This window comes from Flavonifractor porci (genome assembly GCF_037572415.1).
Classification (GTDB): domain Bacteria; phylum Bacillota; class Clostridia; order Oscillospirales; family Oscillospiraceae; genus Flavonifractor; species Flavonifractor porci.
In genome coordinates this window covers 22,756-39,962 of sequence record NZ_JBBHLB010000019.1, presented here as the reverse complement: position 1 = coordinate 39,962, position 17,207 = coordinate 22,756, and the positions used below count along the sequence as shown (strand labels likewise).

Annotated in this window: 17 protein-coding genes; all 17 read left to right on the top strand. The window is 62.0% G+C overall.

The annotated features are described in order from the left end of the window. Window positions 1–20 precede the first annotated feature (20 nt). The 17 genes from tig (at window position 21) to WHJ28_RS13985 (ending at window position 17,207) form a co-directional block, all read left to right on the top strand. Window positions 21–1,442 (top strand): trigger factor, encoded by a 1,422-nt coding sequence (gene tig / locus WHJ28_RS14065; protein WP_340042694.1) that lies wholly within the window; start codon window positions 21–23, stop codon window positions 1,440–1,442. Between the two features lie 120 nt (window positions 1,443–1,562). Then, on the top strand, window positions 1,563–2,144 hold the full coding sequence (locus WHJ28_RS14060) for an ATP-dependent Clp protease proteolytic subunit (RefSeq protein ID WP_340042693.1): 582 nt from the start codon (window positions 1,563–1,565) through the stop codon (window positions 2,142–2,144). A gap of 84 nt (window positions 2,145–2,228) precedes the next feature. Next, window positions 2,229–3,542, top strand: coding sequence for an ATP-dependent Clp protease ATP-binding subunit ClpX (gene clpX, locus WHJ28_RS14055; RefSeq protein ID WP_340042692.1), 1,314 nt, complete (start codon window positions 2,229–2,231; stop codon window positions 3,540–3,542). A 108-nt stretch (window positions 3,543–3,650) separates the two neighbouring features. Beyond that, on the top strand, window positions 3,651–6,050 hold the full coding sequence (lon, locus tag WHJ28_RS14050; protein ID WP_340042691.1) for an endopeptidase La: 2,400 nt from the start codon (window positions 3,651–3,653) through the stop codon (window positions 6,048–6,050). Window positions 6,051–6,301: 251 nt separating this feature from the next. Next, window positions 6,302–6,901, top strand: coding sequence for a ribosome biogenesis GTP-binding protein YihA/YsxC (yihA, locus tag WHJ28_RS14045; protein WP_340042690.1), 600 nt, complete (start codon window positions 6,302–6,304; stop codon window positions 6,899–6,901). Continuing rightward, window positions 6,898–7,650, top strand: a complete 753-nt coding sequence (locus WHJ28_RS14040; protein WP_340042689.1) for a fumarylacetoacetate hydrolase family protein — start codon at window positions 6,898–6,900, stop codon at window positions 7,648–7,650. Before yihA ends, WHJ28_RS14040 begins: the two co-directional genes overlap by 4 nt. Before the next feature lie 136 nt (window positions 7,651–7,786). Beyond that, complete coding sequence (locus WHJ28_RS14035) at window positions 7,787–8,644, top strand: C39 family peptidase (RefSeq protein ID WP_340042688.1); 858 nt, start codon at window positions 7,787–7,789, stop codon at window positions 8,642–8,644. A gap of 182 nt (window positions 8,645–8,826) precedes the next feature. Next, window positions 8,827–9,522: a tyrosine-protein phosphatase gene (locus WHJ28_RS14030; RefSeq protein WP_340042687.1), complete on the top strand. Its 696-nt coding sequence runs from the start codon at window positions 8,827–8,829 to the stop codon at window positions 9,520–9,522. A gap of 3 nt (window positions 9,523–9,525) precedes the next feature. After that, on the top strand, window positions 9,526–10,236 hold the full coding sequence (locus WHJ28_RS14025) for a site-2 protease family protein (RefSeq protein ID WP_340042686.1): 711 nt from the start codon (window positions 9,526–9,528) through the stop codon (window positions 10,234–10,236). A gap of 1 nt (window position 10,237) precedes the next feature. Beyond that, complete coding sequence (locus WHJ28_RS14020) at window positions 10,238–11,059, top strand: segregation and condensation protein A (protein WP_340042685.1); 822 nt, start codon at window positions 10,238–10,240, stop codon at window positions 11,057–11,059. Window positions 11,060–11,062: 3 nt separating this feature from the next. After that, a complete protein-coding gene (gene scpB, locus WHJ28_RS14015) occupies window positions 11,063–11,728 on the top strand; it encodes an SMC-Scp complex subunit ScpB (RefSeq protein WP_340042684.1) in 666 nt (221 codons plus the stop codon). Further along, a complete protein-coding gene (locus WHJ28_RS14010; protein WP_340042683.1) occupies window positions 11,725–12,360 on the top strand; it encodes a DUF2953 domain-containing protein in 636 nt (211 codons plus the stop codon). Before scpB ends, WHJ28_RS14010 begins: the two co-directional genes overlap by 4 nt. 3 nt (window positions 12,361–12,363) lie before the next feature. Beyond that, a complete protein-coding gene (locus WHJ28_RS14005) occupies window positions 12,364–12,810 on the top strand; it encodes a GerW family sporulation protein (protein WP_340042682.1) in 447 nt (148 codons plus the stop codon). 26 nt (window positions 12,811–12,836) lie between these two features. Beyond that, the gene (locus tag WHJ28_RS14000; RefSeq protein ID WP_340042681.1) at window positions 12,837–13,913 is read left to right on the top strand and encodes a D-alanyl-D-alanine carboxypeptidase family protein; all 1,077 of its coding nucleotides are present in this window, start codon (window positions 12,837–12,839) and stop codon (window positions 13,911–13,913) included. Between the two features lie 241 nt (window positions 13,914–14,154). Next, window positions 14,155–14,865 carry a pseudouridine synthase gene (locus WHJ28_RS13995; RefSeq protein WP_340042680.1) on the top strand — a complete coding sequence of 237 codons (711 nt, stop codon included), beginning with the start codon at window positions 14,155–14,157 and terminating at the stop codon, window positions 14,863–14,865. A gap of 222 nt (window positions 14,866–15,087) precedes the next feature. Beyond that, window positions 15,088–15,957, top strand: a complete 870-nt coding sequence (locus tag WHJ28_RS13990; RefSeq protein WP_340042679.1) for a MurR/RpiR family transcriptional regulator — start codon at window positions 15,088–15,090, stop codon at window positions 15,955–15,957. Continuing rightward, window positions 15,954–17,207 carry a BaiN/RdsA family NAD(P)/FAD-dependent oxidoreductase gene (locus tag WHJ28_RS13985; RefSeq protein WP_340042678.1) on the top strand — a complete coding sequence of 418 codons (1,254 nt, stop codon included), beginning with the start codon at window positions 15,954–15,956 and terminating at the stop codon, window positions 17,205–17,207. Before WHJ28_RS13990 ends, WHJ28_RS13985 begins: the two co-directional genes overlap by 4 nt.

The window sequence follows — 17,207 nt, the reverse complement described above, 5'->3', positions numbered from 1 at the left end:
GACAGGAGGAAGTTAACAAGATGAATGTCAAAAGCGTCGAGAAGCAGGAAAAGAGCGCCGTGGAGCTGGTCATCGAGATCGGCGGCGAGGAGTTTGAGGCCGCGGTCCAGAAGGCTTATCTGAAGCAGCGCAGCAAGATCAACGTGCCCGGCTTCCGGAAGGGCAAGGCCCCCCGGAAGATCATCGAGGGTATGTTCGGCTCCGGCGTGTTCTATGAAGATGCCATCAACGAGCTTTATCCCCAGGCTTATGCCGATGCCGTGGAGCAGGAGAAGCTGGACGTGGTGTCCTGGCCCAACGTGGAGGTTCTGGAGGCCGGTAAGGACGGCCTGACCTTCAAGGCCACCGTCACCGTCCGTCCCGAGGTGAAGCTGGGCGAGTACAAGGGCCTCACCGCTGAGAAGGAAGAGGTCAAGATCACCGACGAGGATATCGAGGGCGAGCTCAAGCCCTACATCAACCGCGCCACCCGCATGGTGACCGTGGAGCGCGAGGCTCAGAACGGCGACACCGTGGTCATCGACTTCGAGGGCTTCAAGGACGGCGTTCCCTTTGACGGCGGTAAGGCCGAGGGCCACAGCCTGGAGCTGGGCTCCGGCGCCTTCATCCCTGGTTTTGAGGATCAGCTGGTGGGCGCCAAGGCTGGCGACGAGAAGGATGTCAACGTCACCTTCCCTGAGGAGTATCACGCCGAGGAGCTGGCCGGCGCTCCCGTGGTGTTCAAGGTCAAGGTCCACGAGGTCAAGGAGAAGCAGCTGCCCACCGTGGACGACGAGTTCGCCAAGGACGTGTCCGAGTTCGACACCCTGGAGGCCTTCAAGAAGGACCTGGCCGACAAGCTGACCGAGCGCCGTGAGGCCCAGGCCAAGCGCGCCTTTGAGGCTGCTGTCATGGAGCAGGTCATGGACAACATGGAGGTTGAGATCCCCGACGCCATGGTGGCCTACGAGACCGACCAGATGGTGGAGGATATGGCCCGCCGCATCCAGGCTCAGGGCATCTCCTTCGAGCAGTATATGGCTATGACCGGCATGACCATCGACATTGTCCGCGCTCAGGCCGGCGCCGCCGCTCTGGAGCGGGTGCGCCGTGATCTGGCTCTGGGTGCCGTTGTGGCCGCCGAGAACATCGAGATCACCGGCGAGGACCTGGAGGCCGAGTACAAGCGCCTGGCCGACGAGTACCACATGGAGCTGGATCAGGTGAAGGCCGCCGCTCCCGCTGAGGACGTGAAGAAGGGTCTGGCTGTGCAGAAGGCCGAGCAGGTCATCTATGACAGCGCCAAGGTGGGCAAGGCTCCTGCCAAGAAGAAGACCACCAAGAAGAAGGCCGAGGAGGCCGAGGGTGAGGCTGCCGAGGGCGAGGAGAAGCCCAAGAAGCGCCGCACCACCAAGAAGAAGACCGAGGAGGCCCCCGCTGAGGAGGCCAAGACCGAGGAATAAGACGCCGCAGGGTGGGCATACTTTGAGGTAAGCCTGCCCAAGGGTGGGGATGGTCCGGGGCCCCGGCCTCTGAGAGGGAGGCCGGCTGCCCCGACATCAGAATAAAGGAGTTTCGCAATCATGAGCTTAGTACCCTATGTAGTGGAGCAAACCAATCGGGGCGAGCGGTCCTATGACATTTTCTCCCGCCTGCTCAACGACCGCATCATCTTCCTGGGCGAGGAGGTCAACGCCACCACCGCCAGTCTGGTGGTGGCCCAGCTGCTCTACCTGGAGGCCCAGGACCCGGATAAGGACATTCAGTTCTATATCAACAGCCCCGGCGGCTCCGTCACCGATGGTATGGCCATCTACGATACCATGCAGTACATCAAGTGCGATGTATCCACCATCTGCATCGGTATGGCGGCCAGCATGGGGGCCTTCCTGCTCTCTTCCGGCGCCAAGGGCAAGCGCCTGGCGCTGCCCAACGCGGAGATCATGATCCATCAGCCCTCCGCCGGCACTCAGGGCCAGATCACTGATATGGCCATCCACCTCAAGCGCCTGGAGATCATCAAGAAGCGTATGAACCAGATCCTGGCCGACAACACCGGCAGGAACGTGGCGGAAGTCACCGCCGCCTGTGAGCGTGACAACTTCATGTCCGCTGAGGAGGCCAAGGAGTTTGGCCTGATCGACAAGGTCATCTATTCCCGGTAATCTGCGGGGGAGCGGGGAGGAAACGCCCCGCTCCCTTTCCGGCTTTTTGCCTGCAACCAATCCAGAGTACGACGAGGTAACGATATGCCAAAAAACGACGAGCGCAAAAGCGTACGCTGTTCCTTTTGCGGCAAGCACCAGGACCAGGTGGCCCGCATCATTGCTGGCCCCGGGGCCTATATCTGCAATGAGTGCGTCCACCTGTGCATGAGCATTCTGGACGACAACTACGACCCGGAGGAGACCGTGTCCCCCGACATCCCCGATGTGATCCCCACTCCCCGGGAGATTCGGGACGTGCTGGATGAGTATATCATCGGGCAGGAGGATGCCAAGGTGGCCCTGTCCGTGGCGGTATACAACCACTATAAGCGCATTTACTTCGGCGGCGGGGAGGACGTGGAGCTCCAGAAGAGCAATATCCTGCTCATGGGCCCCACCGGCTGCGGCAAGACTCTGTTTGCCCAGACCCTGGCCCGCATCCTGAAGGTGCCCTTTGCCATCGCCGACGCCACCACCCTCACCGAGGCGGGCTATGTGGGCGACGACGTGGAGAACATCCTGCTGCGTCTGGTCCAGGCCGCCGATTACGACATTGAGCTGGCCGAGCGGGGCATCATCTATGTGGATGAGATCGACAAGATCGCCCGCAAGAGCGAGAATACCTCCATCACCCGGGATGTGTCCGGCGAGGGTGTGCAGCAGGCTCTGCTGAAGATCCTGGAGGGTACCGTGGCCAACGTGCCCCCCCAGGGCGGCCGCAAGCACCCCCATCAGGAGTTCATCCAGATCAACACCAAGAACATCCTCTTCATCTGCGGCGGCGCCTTCGACGGCATGGAGAAGATCATCGAGCAGCGTCTGGACAAAAAGACCATCGGTTTCGGCGCCGAGATCCAGAGCAAGAAGGAGAAGGACAACGCCATCTTCAAGGAGATCCAGCCTCACGACTTGCTGAAGTTTGGTATCATTCCCGAGCTGGTGGGCCGTCTGCCGGTGATCACCACCCTGAACGCCCTGGACAAAAACCAGCTGGTGCGCATCCTCACTGAGCCCAAGAACGCTCTGGTGAAGCAGTACCAGAAGCTGCTGGAGTACGATATGGTGGATCTCACCTTTGACACCGCCGCCCTGGAGGCAGCCGCCGACAAGGCCATCGAGCGTGGCATCGGCGCCCGCGGCCTGCGGGCGGTGCTGGAGGAGGTCATGACCCAGGTCATGTACGACGTGCCCTCCGACCCCACCATCACCAAGGTGACCATCACCGCCGAGAGTGTCAAGGACCACGTGGCTCCTACGGTGGAGCACGACCCGGAGCGCACCCACCGGCCCAGGCTGGGCGGCGCGTCTCTCCGTGCCGAGCACGGCGGAAAGTCCCCCAAGGGCAACGTGTCCTGAACAGCACAACCATAAGATCAATATAGGAGACAGGAACCGGGAGACTGGGCAGGACCGGCCGCCCTCGGTCCTGTCTCCTGTTTCATATTCCCGAGAGGAGGGAAGTCCATGCAAACCAATCTGCCTGCGGTCATGCCGGCCCTGGCCCTGCGGGGGCTGACTATTTTTCCTAATATGATGCTCCACTTTGACGTGGGTCGTGAGGCCTCCATCAAGGCCCTGGATGAGTCCATGACCTCCGGCCAGCCCATCTTCCTGGTGGCTCAGCGGGACATGGCGGTGGAGGAGCCCAAGGAGGCCGACCTCTACCAGGTAGGTACCATCAGCACCGTCCGCCAGATCCTCCGTCTGCCCGGCGGCAACGTGCGGGTGATGGTGGAGGGCGTCAGCCGGGGCCGGCTCCAGAGCCTGGTTCAGATTACGCCATACTTCACCGCCCAGGTGGAGGAGATCCCGGAGGAGAAGCAGGTGCGCCGCTCCGCCCGCACCGAGGCGCTGATCCGTCAGACCTACGAGCTGTTTGAAAACTACATCGACCTGGCCCCCAAGATGACCCCCGACATTCTGCTGTCGGTGCTCTCCAGTGAGGAGCCGGGCTACATCGCCGACTACATCGCCCAGAACCTGCCCATGCGTACCGGGGACAAGCAGGCCATTCTGGAGGAGCTGCGTCCTGTCCGCCGTCTGGAAAAGCTGTGCCAGAACCTCCGCCGGGAGGTGGCCATCCTGGAACTGGAGCACCAGATGCAGGACAAGGTACGGGATCAGCTTACCCGGAGCCAGCGGGACTATGTGCTGCGGGAGCAGTTGAAGGTCCTCCAGCAGGAGCTGGGGGAGGACGGCCAGGGAGACAGCGAACTGGAAGAGTACCGCCAGCGCATTGCCCAGGCCAAGCTGCCCCAGGAGGTGGGAGACAAGCTGACCAAGGAGCTGGGCCGGCTAGAGAAGCAGCCCTTCGGCTCCGCCGAGGCCACGGTGCTGCGCAACTACCTGGACACCGTGCTGGAGCTGCCCTGGGGCAAGTATACCAAGGAGCGGGTCAACGTGGAGGCAGCCCGCAAGGTGCTGGACGGGGACCACTACGGCCTGGAGAAGGTGAAGGAGCGTATCCTGGAGTTTTTGGCCGTCAAGCAGCTCTCGCCCCAGATGAAGGGGCAGATCCTCTGCCTGGTGGGCCCGCCCGGCGTGGGCAAGACCTCCATCGCCGCCAGTGTGGCCCGGGCCATCCATCGGAATATGGCCCGCATCTCTCTGGGCGGCGTCCACGACGAGGCCGAGATCCGGGGCCACCGCAAAACCTATGTAGGGGCCATGCCCGGCCGCATCATTGCCGCCATCAAGCAGGCGGACAGCTGCAATCCGCTGCTGCTGCTGGACGAGATCGACAAGCTGGGAAACGACCAGCGGGGCGACCCCGCCTCCGCGCTGCTGGAGGTGCTGGACGCCGAACAGAACGCCACCTTCCGGGACCACTTCCTGGAGGTGCCCTTCGATCTGTCCGACGTGCTCTTTATCACCACCGCCAATACCCTGGACACCATCCCCAAGCCGCTGCTGGACCGGATGGAGGTCATTGAGCTGAGCAGCTATACCGACGAGGAAAAGGTGGAGATCGCCAAGCGCCACCTGATCCCCAAGCAGATCAAGCGCCACGGGTTGACGCGCGCCAAGTTTAAGCTGTCTGACGATGCACTGCGTACCCTCATCCGGGGCTACACCCGGGAGTCCGGCGTGCGTATCCTGGAGCGGCAGATCGGCGCCCTGTGCCGAAAAGCGGCAATGCGCCTGGTGACAGGCTCTGTAAAGTCGGTCAGCATTACAGAGAAGAACCTGGAGGAGCTATTGGGCATTCCCCGGTACCACCCCGACCACATCCCCCAGACCGAGCAGGTGGGCGTGGTCAACGGTCTGGCCTGGACCAGTGTGGGAGGCGAGATCCTGGAGGTGGAGGTTGCCGTGGTGCCCGGCACCGGAAAGGTGGAGCTTACCGGCAACCTGGGGGACGTGATGAAGGAGTCTGCCCACGCTGCCCTGACCTACATCCGCAGCCGGGCCGCCCAGCTGGGCATCGAGGCCGATTTCCACAAGACAAAAGATCTCCATATCCACTTCCCGGAGGGAGCGGTGCCCAAAGACGGCCCCTCCGCCGGTATCGCCATCACCACCGCCATGGTGTCCGCCCTCACCGGTATGCCGGTCAAGACGGAGTTGGCGATGACAGGCGAAGTTACTTTACGGGGCAGAGTGCTGCCCATCGGCGGCCTGAAGGAAAAGACGATGGCCGCCTACCGCAACGGCATCCGCACTGTGATTGTTCCGGTGGATAACGTGAAGGATCTGGAGGAGATCGATCCCACCGTCAAGGCTGGGCTGCGGTTCGTGCCTGTGGAGCAGGCGGACCAGGTGCTGGCTGAGGCTCTGGACCTGAAGGTGTGTGAACCTGCTCAGCCGCTGGCCCAGCCCCACGCCGCCCCCCAGACCGCCGAGCGGCCCAACCTGCGCCAGTAAATTCCCGCTATTTTTGAACCAAGGAGGGGCAAAGACTCTTCCGATGCTGAAAAGCCTCGCAGAGTTCGCGTCCGCAGACGCGAAAAAATGGGATCTGTTTTCAGCCGCGACATGTGCGTGGCTGAAAACACTTCTCAGGCTGCAAGTGCAGGTTTTGTTCGCTGAATGCGGACAAAACCTGCATGCAGCAGACTGCAACCTACTCGAAAAAGTGCCTCTGGACACTTTTTCGAATTTTTTGGGAGGTAATTATGCCCATCAATCTGCAAAAAGCGGAATTTGTCCGCTCCGCCGCCAAGGCGTCCGATTTTCCCCGGGACCGGCTGGCCCAGGTGGCCTTTGCCGGCCGGTCCAACGTGGGCAAGTCCTCTGTGATTAACCGGCTCCTGAACCGGAAGAACTTTGCCCGGGTGGGCGCCGCCCCTGGCAAGACCACCCACATCAACTACTTCCTCATTGACTCCGCCTTCTATCTGGTGGACCTGCCGGGCTACGGCTACGCCAAGGTGTCCATGGCGGAGAAGCAGCGGTGGGGCCGCCTTATGGAGGAGTGGTTTGCCGACAACTCGCTGATGACCCTGGGACTGATGATCGTGGACTCCCGCCACAAGCCCACCGCCGACGACTGCACCATGGCCCAGTGGTTCAAGAACAGCGGCAAGCCCTTTGCCGTAGTGGCCAACAAGCTGGACAAGCTGCGCAAGAGCGACATCGAGCCCAACCTGGCCCGCATTCGGGAGACCCTTGAGCTGGATGAGAGTGTAAAGGTGATTCCCTTTTCGGCCGAGAAGGGAGACGGCAAGCAGGAACTGCTCAATCTGATCCTGGACCACGCGGAGGGACTGGCATGAGATATGTGAAGCTGCTGCGGGACGGCAAGGGCGTGTGGGGTGTGCTCCAGGGGGACCTGGTGCGCACCCTGACCAAGCCGCCCTTTGAAGAGATCTGCTACGACGGGGAGAGCCTACCCCTGGAGGCCTGCCGCCTGCTGGCCCCCTGCGAGGCCACCAAGCTCGTGTGCGTAGGCAAGAACTATTACGACCACGCTGTGGAGATGGGGGAGGGGGTGCCCGAGCGGCCCATCCTCTTCCTGAAGGCCCCCAACACCCTCAACCACCCGGAAGGGACGGTCCACGCCCCCGCCTTTGTGGAACGGCTGGACTATGAGGGGGAGCTGGCCTTTGTCATCCACCGCCGGGCAAAGGATGTAAAGGCAGAAAACTTTGCAGACTATATCCTAGGCTATACCTGCCTCAACGACGTCACCGCCCGGGACGTGCAGAAGGGAGACGGCCAGTGGACCCGGGGCAAGAGCATGGACGGCTTCGCCCCCCTGGGCCCCGTGGTCACCGACGAGGTGGACCCCGCCGCTCTGGCCATTGAGACCCGGCTCAACGGGACGGTGGTCCAGCAGGGGAATACCAGCCGGTTCATGACGGCGGTACCCCAGCTGCTGGAGTTCATCACCGCCTCCATGACTCTGGAGCCCGGCGACGTGGTGACCACCGGCACCCCGGCAGGGGTGGGGCCCATGGTCCCCGGCGACACCGTGGAGGTGACCGTTCAGGGCATCGGCACCCTGCGCAGCCGGATCATCTGACCTCCCACAGGACGGGAATGATCAAGGGGAAGCCGTAGGACTCTGTTGTATATTTTTCTTGCATTTTCCTTTTTTACCTGATACAATAACCGGCACTGCGTTTTTATGCAGAAACGGTAAAAAAGGAGATCGAGAAATGAAAAAACAAGTCACTCTGGCGCTGACCCTGACCGTGACAGCCAGCCTGCTGGCCGGCTGCGGAAACACGACAGGAGGGAACCAGCCGACTGGGGCGGCCCAAACATCCCTTGTGGATGCCACACCTGACATGGCGGAAAAGACCGCCAGCTTTACTGATGAGATGAAAATCCCCTACGCAACGGATCTCTCCCCTGAGGACGGTGCCGACTCTGTGGAACGACTGGGCGACCACCAGGATTCCCCCTACTTTGCCCATCCGGACTACTATACTATGAAGTCCAGCGACACCCTCACCATCCTGACCGGATTCCAGACCATGCAGCAGACCAGCGAGTGGGCCTGCGGCGTGACCAGCGCCCTGATGGTGCTGAACTGGTATGATCAGCTGGGTGAGTGGAACGAGCAGAGCCTGGCGGATCTGCGCCATTCTCTGGACGGCACCGAGCTGGAGGGCTATCCCGGCACTACTTTGAAGCAGGCCATGGATATTTTTGATGGCGTAGGCGGCTTTACTTATACCACCACACTGGACTATGAGGACCCGGCCTCTGAGGTCTGGATGGATACCATCCAGGGCTGGCTGGCTGAGGGCAAGCCGGTGATGGTGTGCTACAACGACTGGGGCGGACACTGGCAGGTCATCATTGGCTACGACACCATGGGCACCGAGACCAAGCAGGATGACGTGTTCATCGTGGCCGATCCCTATGACACCACCGATCACTGCCAGGACGGCTACGGCGTGCTGATGGCAGAGCGCTTTATGTATAATTACTCTATGCATGGCGCCTTCCCTGAGTCTGAGGGAGGCAGTGATTTCCTGTTCCTGGTGGCCTCACCTGAGGAGGGCTGACCGCCGGTTCCGGTCAATTTGATACCAAATGATTTTCTCCTGGAGGAGAATAAGGGAAGGGTCTGCTGCGGCATATGCAGCAGACCCTTCCTGCGTCGGTGGGGCGGAGAGTGTCCCTTGTGTTTGGCTGAAAAATTTGCTATAATCAAAGTTAAAATATGAGGAAACAGAGGTGAACAAGGATGCAGCGGCGAATCGTGCTGGGGAAGATGCTCAACCTGCGGGATCTGGGCGGTTATCCAACGGCGGAGGGGAAGACCACCCGGTGGGGCACCCTGCTGCGGGGGGACAACCCCGCAGGGCTGTCCGACGCCGACGTGGGTCAGCTGCTGGAGCGGAACATCACCACCATCATTGATCTGCGCAGTCCGGCGGAGCGGGACTTCCTGCCCGATGAGCTGGCAAACCGGCCCGGCTTCTCCTATCACTTTATCCCCATGTCCGGCGGCGAGAAGCTGCCCAACGAGGAGGAGCTCATCGGTCTGGGCTATTTCCGCACCCTGGAGCGGAAGGACACCATACGCTCGGTGCTGGAGACCATCGCCGACGCCCCCGGCGGCGTGCTCTTCCACTGTATGGCGGGGAAGGACCGCACCGGCTGCATTGCCGCCCTGCTGCTCACCCTGGCGGGAGTGGACCGGCTGGATATCCTGGCTGACTATCAGGTGTCCCAGACCTACATTCGCCCGGTGATCCGGTGGATGAGGGAGACTCGCTCTGACCTGCCCGCCTATGTGGGCCTTTCCAAGCCGGAGTATCTGGAGGACTGCCTGGAGAGGCTGGAGGGGGCTTACGGCTCTGTCACAGATTACCTGCGTGCCATCGGGCTGACCCAGCCGGTGCTGGAGAGGCTGAAAAGCAAGCTATTGGAGGAATGATTTTTGGGTTCACTCGGTCAATTTTTCCGGCACATGGACTGGTGGGGGCTTGTGGCCCTGCTCATCAGCGCCGTGGCCGCCCTGCTGTGCATCACCCTGCATGAGCTGTCCCACGGCTTTGTGGCCTACCGGCTGGGGGACCCCACCGCCAAAAACGCTGGGCGGCTTACGCTCAATCCCATCAAGCACCTGGACCCCATGGGCCTTTTGATGATGATGGTGGTCAAGGTGGGCTGGGCCAAGCCGGTGCCGGTGGATATGCGCTACTTCAAGCGCCCCAAGCAGGGTATGGCCATCACCGCCCTGGCGGGACCGGTGGCCAACTTCCTCACCGCCCTGGGTGCGGTGGCCCTGGCCTCCGTTGTCTGGCACTTCGCTCCCATCAACAAGGGCACTCTGCTGGCCCTGTGTTTCCTGTCCAATATGGCCCTGCTGGGGGTGGGTATGGGACTGTTCAACCTGATCCCTATTTCCCCTCTGGACGGGTCCAAGATCCTGTTTGCCTTCCTGCCCGACAGGACCTACTATACCATCCTCAAGTATGAGAAATATGTGATGGGCCTGCTCATCATCCTGGTGCTGGTGGGGGTGTTCAACAAGCCCCTGACCTTCCTGATGGTCCAGTGCCTGCGGGGGCTGTGCGCCATCACCGGAATGCCGCTGGAATGGCTGCTCTATCTCCAGGACGTTTCCACTATTCTGAACCTGTTTTGAGGTGAGTGCCATCGAAACGCCCATTTACCATCTGGAAAAAGTGGTCAAGAACCGGGAGGATATGGAGGACTTCAACGGCCCTCTGGATCTGATCCTCCATCTGCTGAGCAAGAACAAGATGGAGATCAAGGACATTCAGATCTCTCTGATTCTGGACCAATATCTGGCCTGGATGGACCAGCGGCGGCAGCTGGACCTGGAGGTGGCCAGCGAGTTCGTCACCATGGCGGCCCAGCTGGTCTACATCAAGACCCGGATGCTGCTGTCCATCCACGATGAGGAGGCCCTCACCGAACTGGAACAGCTGATGGCCTCCCTGGAGGAGCATCAGCGGCGGGAGGACTATGTCCGCATCAAGGCGGTGGTGCCCACCCTGTCCGACCGCTACGCGGTGGGGCGTGATTACCTGACCAAGCCGCCGGAGGCCATCCAGGCGGACAAGACCTACCGCTACGTCCACAAGCCGGAGGACCTGCTGAAGGCCATGAAGTCGGTCCTGGCCCGGACCGACCACCGGCTGCCGCCCCCCATGGCCGCCTTTGAGGGCATCGTGGGTAGGGAACCCTATCCGGTGGCCGACAAGGCCGACGAGATCCTGGAGCGGCTGGCCCGGTTCGGGGTCACCCGGTTTTCCGCCCTGTTCAGGGGCAACCGGAGCCGGTCGGAGATCGTGGCCACCTTCATCGCCGTGTTGGAACTGTGCAAGGCCCGGCGGGTGCGCCTGGCGGGGACGGAGCAGGACTGCACCATCACCAGCACCGGGGAGGGCGGGGAGGAGCCCGACTACTCCACCGATGTTTACGAGCCGTCAGACGGGGGATAATCTATGGAAGTAAAGGAAATCGAATCGGCCATCGAGGGCATCCTCTTTGCCGCCGGGGAGCCGGTGGGGGTGGAGCGGCTGTGCCTGGCCCTGGACCTGGACCGGAGCACCGTGGATACGGTGTGCAAGCGTATGGCTGACCGCTACAGCTATGAGCGCCGGGGCATCCGGCTGGTGCGGCTGGAGACCAGCTATCAGCTGTGCTCCGCCCCTGAGTTCGCCCCCTACATCCGAAAAGCCTTTGAGACCCGCCGCCCCGCCCGGCTGAGCCAGCCCGCTCTGGAGGTGCTGGCCATCATCGCCTACCACCAGACCGCCACCCGGGCCTACGTGGACCAGGTGCGGGGGGTGGACAGCTCCTATACCATCAGTCTGCTGCTGGAGCGGGACCTGATCGAGGAGTGCGGCCGTCTGGCGGTGCCCGGCCGCCCCATCCAGTACCGCACCACCCAGACCTTCCTGCGGTCCTTCGGCCTGTCCAGCCTGGACGAGCTGCCCGAGCTGCCCAATATGCCGCCGGAGGACGGACAGATCACCCTGGAGATGCAGGCGGCGGTGGAGCGGCTGAAGGCGGCGGAGGAAGGGGAGAACCTGTCCGCCATTACGGAAGAAGAGATCGAGGAAGCCGCCAGGGAGCTGGCCAAGTCTGAGGAGGAGTCTGGGGCATGATTGTGCTGCTGGTTCTGGGGATCGTGGTCCTGGCACTGGTGCTGCTCAGCCTGATCCGGGTGGGGGTATGGGCAGAGTACGCCCAAAAGACCTTTACCCTGCGGCTGCTGGCAGGCCCGGTGCGGGTGACCCTCTTTCCCCGGAAGGCCAAACAGCCCAAACCGGCCAAGGCAAAAAAAGCCAAGGCATCCAAGCAAAAAAAGTCCAAGTCCCCAAAGAAACCCAAAACGGCGGGGGAGATCTTTGATCTGGTGAAAGAACTGCTGCCGGTGGTGACCGACGCCGCCGGGCAGCTGCGGCGGAAGATCCGCATTGACCAGTTCTACTTGGACGTGGTTGTTGCCTCCGCCGATCCGGCCAGGACGGCGGTGAATTACGGCAGACTCAACGGGGCTGTCGGTATGTTTTGGCCCCTGGTGGAGCAAAATTTTAAGGTGAAGGAGTGGCGCATCCGCACCAACATGGATTTTACCACCGAGCATCCCACCGTGTATCTGCGAGCGGCGGCCACGCTGACCATCGGGCAGATCTTTGCTCTGGGCGTCCGGGTGGCGTCCAAGGTACTGCCCATCCTTTCCAAACAAAAAAGCGGGAGTAAATCCCGGCAGGAAACACAGAAAGAGGCGGTTTAAGCTATGGAAAAGCATCCTATCGGAGATCTGATGGGCGAGATCGTGGACAAGGTCCGTGAGATCGCAGACGCCAACACCATCGTGGGCCAGCCCATCGTCACCGGCGAGGTGACCATTATCCCCATCTCCCGGCTCAGCGTGGGTGTGGGTTCCGGCGGCACCGAGTTCGGCAGCAAGCACAAAAAGCCGGAGGACAACAGCTGCTTCGGCGGCGGCGCCGGGGCGGGCATCAACCTGATCCCGGTGGGCTTCCTGGTGGTCAAGGACGGCTCGGTGAAGCTGCTGCCTGTGGCGCCTCCCGCCGCCACCACCGTGGACCGAGTGGTGGAGATGGTGCCCGAGGCCATCGACAAGATCACAGACTTTATTGAGAAGCAGCAGGAGAAGAAAAAGGCAGAGAAGGCCGCCCGGACCGGCACGGATAAACCGGGGTTTGAGGGCGTATACTAACGGCATCAACGTGAGGTGATGCTGTTTTGAAACGCTGGTGCGCCCTTTTGCTGGTCCTGTCTCTGCTGATCCTGCCCGTTTTCGGGGCAGAACCCACCCTGTCCGCATCCTCGGCCATCCTGATGGACCAAGAGAGCGGGCGGGTGCTCTATGAGAAAAACGCCCGGGAGCGGAGGAGCATTGCCAGCATCACCAAGCTGATGACCGCCCTGGTAGCGGTGGAACTCCACCCAGACCTGTCCTCCACGGTGAAGGTGAAGCGGGAGTGGACGGGAGCGGAGGGTTCCTCCATGTACCTCAAGCCGGAGGAGGAACTGACTCTGGAGGCTCTGCTCTACGGGCTGATGCTCTCCTCGGGCAACGACGCGGCCCTGGCCATTGCAGGCTACTGCGGGGGAGACGTGGAGCGCTTCGTGGCGGAGATGAACAAAAAGGCCGCCCAGCTGGGCATGAACGACACCCACTTTGCAAACCCCAACGGCCTGGATGATCCGGACCACTACTCCACCGCCTACGACATGGCCATCCTGGCCCGGGCGGTGCTGGAGCGGGAGGAACTGCGGGCCATCGTCTCCACCCGGTCCATTTTCATCGCCGGGCGGAGTCTGACCAACCACAACAAACTGCTGTGGCGGTATGAGGGGTGTACCGGCCTGAAAACGGGCTACACCGACGAGGCGGGACGGACCCTGGTGTCCAGCGCCCTGCGGGACGGCCAGGAGCTCATCGCCGTTACCCTCAACGCCCCCAACGACTGGGCCGACCACGCCGCCCTCTTTGACTACGGCTTTGCCGCCTATCCCCGGACCCTGATAGCGTCGGCGGGGGAGTGGACCCACATTCCGGTGACGGGCAGTCTGTGCCCCTTCACCCGGGTGGGCACCGTGTCCGACTTCTACTACCCACTGGCCCAGGGGGAGAGCGTCCAGCGGACGGTGGACCTGCCGGAGCAGGTGGAGGCGCCGGTGGAGGCCGGGTTCCCGGCGGGGAGCCTCACCCTCACCCTGAACGGGGATGAGATCGGTCGGCTGCCCCTGCTCTACCAGACGGGCGCGGCCAACAACGTGGCCCCTCTGCGGTGGTGGCAGCGGTTGTTCGGATGAATTTGACACGATACAGAAGAGGTCTGCCGTAAAAGACCTCCGGCCAAAGGCATCGGAGGGAAGGATAGTGTGAAAGGGAACCGTCAGGGTTCCCTTTCGCGTGCAATCAAACAACTTTTGAGGACTTATTGAAGGTCTCAAAAGTTTAGCGGCCTGTCAAAAAAGTGGCTTGGGCCACTTTTTTGACAGGCTGAGGTCTGCTGTTTTACGGCAGGCCTCAACTGCGGAAAGGAGACTGCCGGTGGAAGAACGGCTGCAAAAAATACTCTCCGCCCACGGTGTTTGCTCCCGCCGGGCGGCGGAGGGCTGGCTGGCGGCGGGCCGGGTGACGGTGAACGGCAAGCCTGCCGCTGTAGGTGATAAGGCCGACCCGGACAAAGACGACATCCGGGTGGACGGCAGGCCCCTGAAGGGTCCTGAAAAGCGTACTTATCTGATGCTCAACAAGCCAAGGGGCTATGTTACCACCCTGTCCGACGAGAAGGGCCGGAAAACCGTGGCCGACCTGGTACAGGACTGCGGGGCCCGGGTATGGCCGGTGGGCCGGCTGGACCTGGATTCGGAGGGTCTGCTCATCCTCACCGACGACGGGGAGCTGACCCAGCGGCTCATCCATCCCAGCCATGAGGTGGAGAAAGAGTATCTGGTGTGGGTGAAAGGAGATATCCAAGCCGCTCTGCCGGTGCTGCGGGGTGCCATGGAGCTGGACGGCGTGCCCCTCAGTCCCGCCCAAGTGGAGCGAGCGGGGGAGGGAAGTTTGTCCGTCACCATCCATGAGGGGCGCAACCGGCAGGTGCGGCGGATGTGCGCCGCCGCCGGACTCCAGGTCACCCGCCTGCGCCGGGTGCGGGAGGGAGCCCTCACCCTGGGAGCGCTGAAGCCGGGCCGCTGGCGAGCCCTCAGCAGGGAGGAAGTGGCCCTGCTGGAGCAGGTACCCTCCAAAAGGTCATAGACTTTTTGCAGGAAGTGATAGAATTCTTGCAAAAAGGGGATTGCTTTTCTTTTGAAAAACCAGTATGATAGTGTTTACTGAATCAAGGGACGTACCGCGGCTGCGCGGCCGTCTTTCTGTCCGGTCTGTCCACGGTTACACCGGAGGATGGGCCGGGATTCTTTGTCATCAAGGTTAACGGCGTTATGTCGACAGGGATCAGAACGCCGGGAGGTACTGGTTATGCCGAAAGATATTCTCTCTACCATTCAATCTGAAATGAATACCTTCTCCAAGGGGCAGAAGCTCATCGCCAACTTCATCCTGGAGTCCTATGACAAGGCCGCCTTCATGACGGCCAGCAAGCTGGGCAAGACGGTGAAGGTGAGTGAGTCCACCGTGGTGCGCTTTGCCGCCGAGCTGGGGTACGACGGCTATCCCGCCATGCAGAAGGCCCTGCAGGAGATGATCCGCAGCAAGCTTACCTCCATCCAGCGTATTGAGGTGAGCAACGACCGCATCGGGGACCACGATATTTTGTCCATGGTGATGCAGTCTGACATTGAGAAGATCCGCCTGACCATGGAGGAGACCGACCAGGCCCAGTTCCAGCGTGCGGTGGACGCCATCGTTAAGGCCCGCCACATCTATATTCTGGGTGTGCGCTCCGCTGCCGCCATCGCCAGCTTCATGGGGTTCTATTTTACCCTGATCTTCAACAATGTGACCATCATCCACACCACCTCCAGCAGCGAGGTCTTTGAACAGCTGCTTCACATCGGGCCGGAGGACGTGATCATCGGCATCAGCTTCCCCCGGTACTCCCGCCGGACGGTGAAGGCCATGCAGTTTGCCCACGACCGGGGGGCGGAGGCCATCGCCATTACCGACTCGGCGGCATCCCCGCTGGCCCCCTATTCCACCATCACCCTGCTGGCCAAGAGCGACATGGCCTCCTTTGTGGACTCCCTGGTGGCCCCCCTCAGCCTGGTCAACGCCCTCATCGTGGCCATCGGCCGGAAGAAGAACGACGACCTCTCCCGTACCTTTGAGAGTCTGGAACGGATCTGGGACGAGTATGAGGTCTATGAGAAGGTGGACGAAAACCCTTGAGTGAGATCATCGTGATCGGCGGCGGCGCCGCCGGTTGTATGGCGGCCCTGGCCGCCGCGGAGCAGGGCGTGTCTGTCACCCTGCTGGAGCGCAACCCCAAGCTGGGCCGCAAGCTGTACATCACCGGCAAGGGCCGGTGCAACGTGACCAACCACTGCACGGTGCAGGAGTTGCTGCAAAATATTCCCGGCAACAGCCGGTTCCTGACCAGCGCGGCCACCCGCTTTTCTCCCGAGGAGGCGGAGGCCTTCTTTGAGAGGCTGGGTGTGCCCCTGAAGATCGAGCGGGGCAACCGGGTCTTTCCCCAGTCCGACAAGGCGGCCGACATCATCGACGCCCTGCTGCGTGCTCTGCGGAAGGCCCGGGTGGACATCGTTCAGGACCGGGCCACCGGCCTGATCCTGGAGGAGGGACGCATCACCGGCGTGAAGGGGGAGAAGGGAACCTATCCCTGCAAGGCGGCAGTCATCGCCACCGGCGGCGTGTCCTACCCCCTTACCGGTTCTACCGGCGACGGGTATGACTTTGCCCGCGCCCTGGGCCACACCATCGTAGAGCCCCGGCCCTCTCTGGTGCCTCTGGTGGCGGAGCAGGCCTTCTGCGCCCAGATGCAGGGTCTCAGCCTGCGGAACGTGGCCATCCAGGTGAAAAACAGCAAGAAAAAGACAGTGTACGCCGAACAGGGGGAGATGCTCTTCACCCACTTCGGTATCACCGGGCCCCTGATCCTCTCCGCCTCCGCCCATATGCGGGACATGGGGAAGGAGCACTACTACATCCTGCTGGATCTGAAGCCCGCCCTGGACCAGGAGAAGCTGGACGCCCGGGTGCTCCGGGACCTGGGGGAGGGGGCCAACAAGGATTTCCGCCATGTGCTGGAGGGGCTGGTGCCCCGGCTCATGGTGCCGGTGGTGCTGGAGCTGACCAACATTCCCGGCGATCTGAAGGCCAACTCGGTGACCAAGGGGCAGCGCCGCCGGTTGGTGGAGACTCTCAAGTGCATCCGCATCGATATTTCCGGCCCCCGGCCCATCGCCGAGGCCATTGTCACTGCCGGCGGCGTCAAAACTTCTGAGGTAGACCCCCATACCATGGCCTCCAAGAAGGCGGGCGGGGTCTTTTTTGCCGGGGAAGTGCTGGACGTGGACGCCTACACCGGCGGCTTTAATTTGCAGATCGCCTGGTCCACCGGCCGGGCGGCGGGACGGGGCGCGGCGGAGTTCGTCCGTCCCTCCAAGGAGGCAGAGTGA

Coding starts and splice junctions, on each gene's coding strand:
- scpB (WP_340042684.1), top strand. CDS start 11,063: ATGGAAGTAAAGGAAATCGAATCGGCCATCGAGGGCATCCTCTTTGCC.
- tig (WP_340042694.1), top strand. CDS start 21: ATGAATGTCAAAAGCGTCGAGAAGCAGGAAAAGAGCGCCGTGGAGCTG.
- WHJ28_RS14060 (WP_340042693.1), top strand. CDS start 1,563: ATGAGCTTAGTACCCTATGTAGTGGAGCAAACCAATCGGGGCGAGCGG.
- WHJ28_RS14035 (WP_340042688.1), top strand. CDS start 7,787: ATGAAAAAACAAGTCACTCTGGCGCTGACCCTGACCGTGACAGCCAGC.
- yihA (WP_340042690.1), top strand. CDS start 6,302: ATGCCCATCAATCTGCAAAAAGCGGAATTTGTCCGCTCCGCCGCCAAG.
- WHJ28_RS14030 (WP_340042687.1), top strand. CDS start 8,827: ATGCAGCGGCGAATCGTGCTGGGGAAGATGCTCAACCTGCGGGATCTG.
- WHJ28_RS14010 (WP_340042683.1), top strand. CDS start 11,725: ATGATTGTGCTGCTGGTTCTGGGGATCGTGGTCCTGGCACTGGTGCTG.
- WHJ28_RS14005 (WP_340042682.1), top strand. CDS start 12,364: ATGGAAAAGCATCCTATCGGAGATCTGATGGGCGAGATCGTGGACAAG.
- clpX (WP_340042692.1), top strand. CDS start 2,229: ATGCCAAAAAACGACGAGCGCAAAAGCGTACGCTGTTCCTTTTGCGGC.
- lon (WP_340042691.1), top strand. CDS start 3,651: ATGCAAACCAATCTGCCTGCGGTCATGCCGGCCCTGGCCCTGCGGGGG.
- WHJ28_RS13990 (WP_340042679.1), top strand. CDS start 15,088: ATGCCGAAAGATATTCTCTCTACCATTCAATCTGAAATGAATACCTTC.
- WHJ28_RS14040 (WP_340042689.1), top strand. CDS start 6,898: ATGAGATATGTGAAGCTGCTGCGGGACGGCAAGGGCGTGTGGGGTGTG.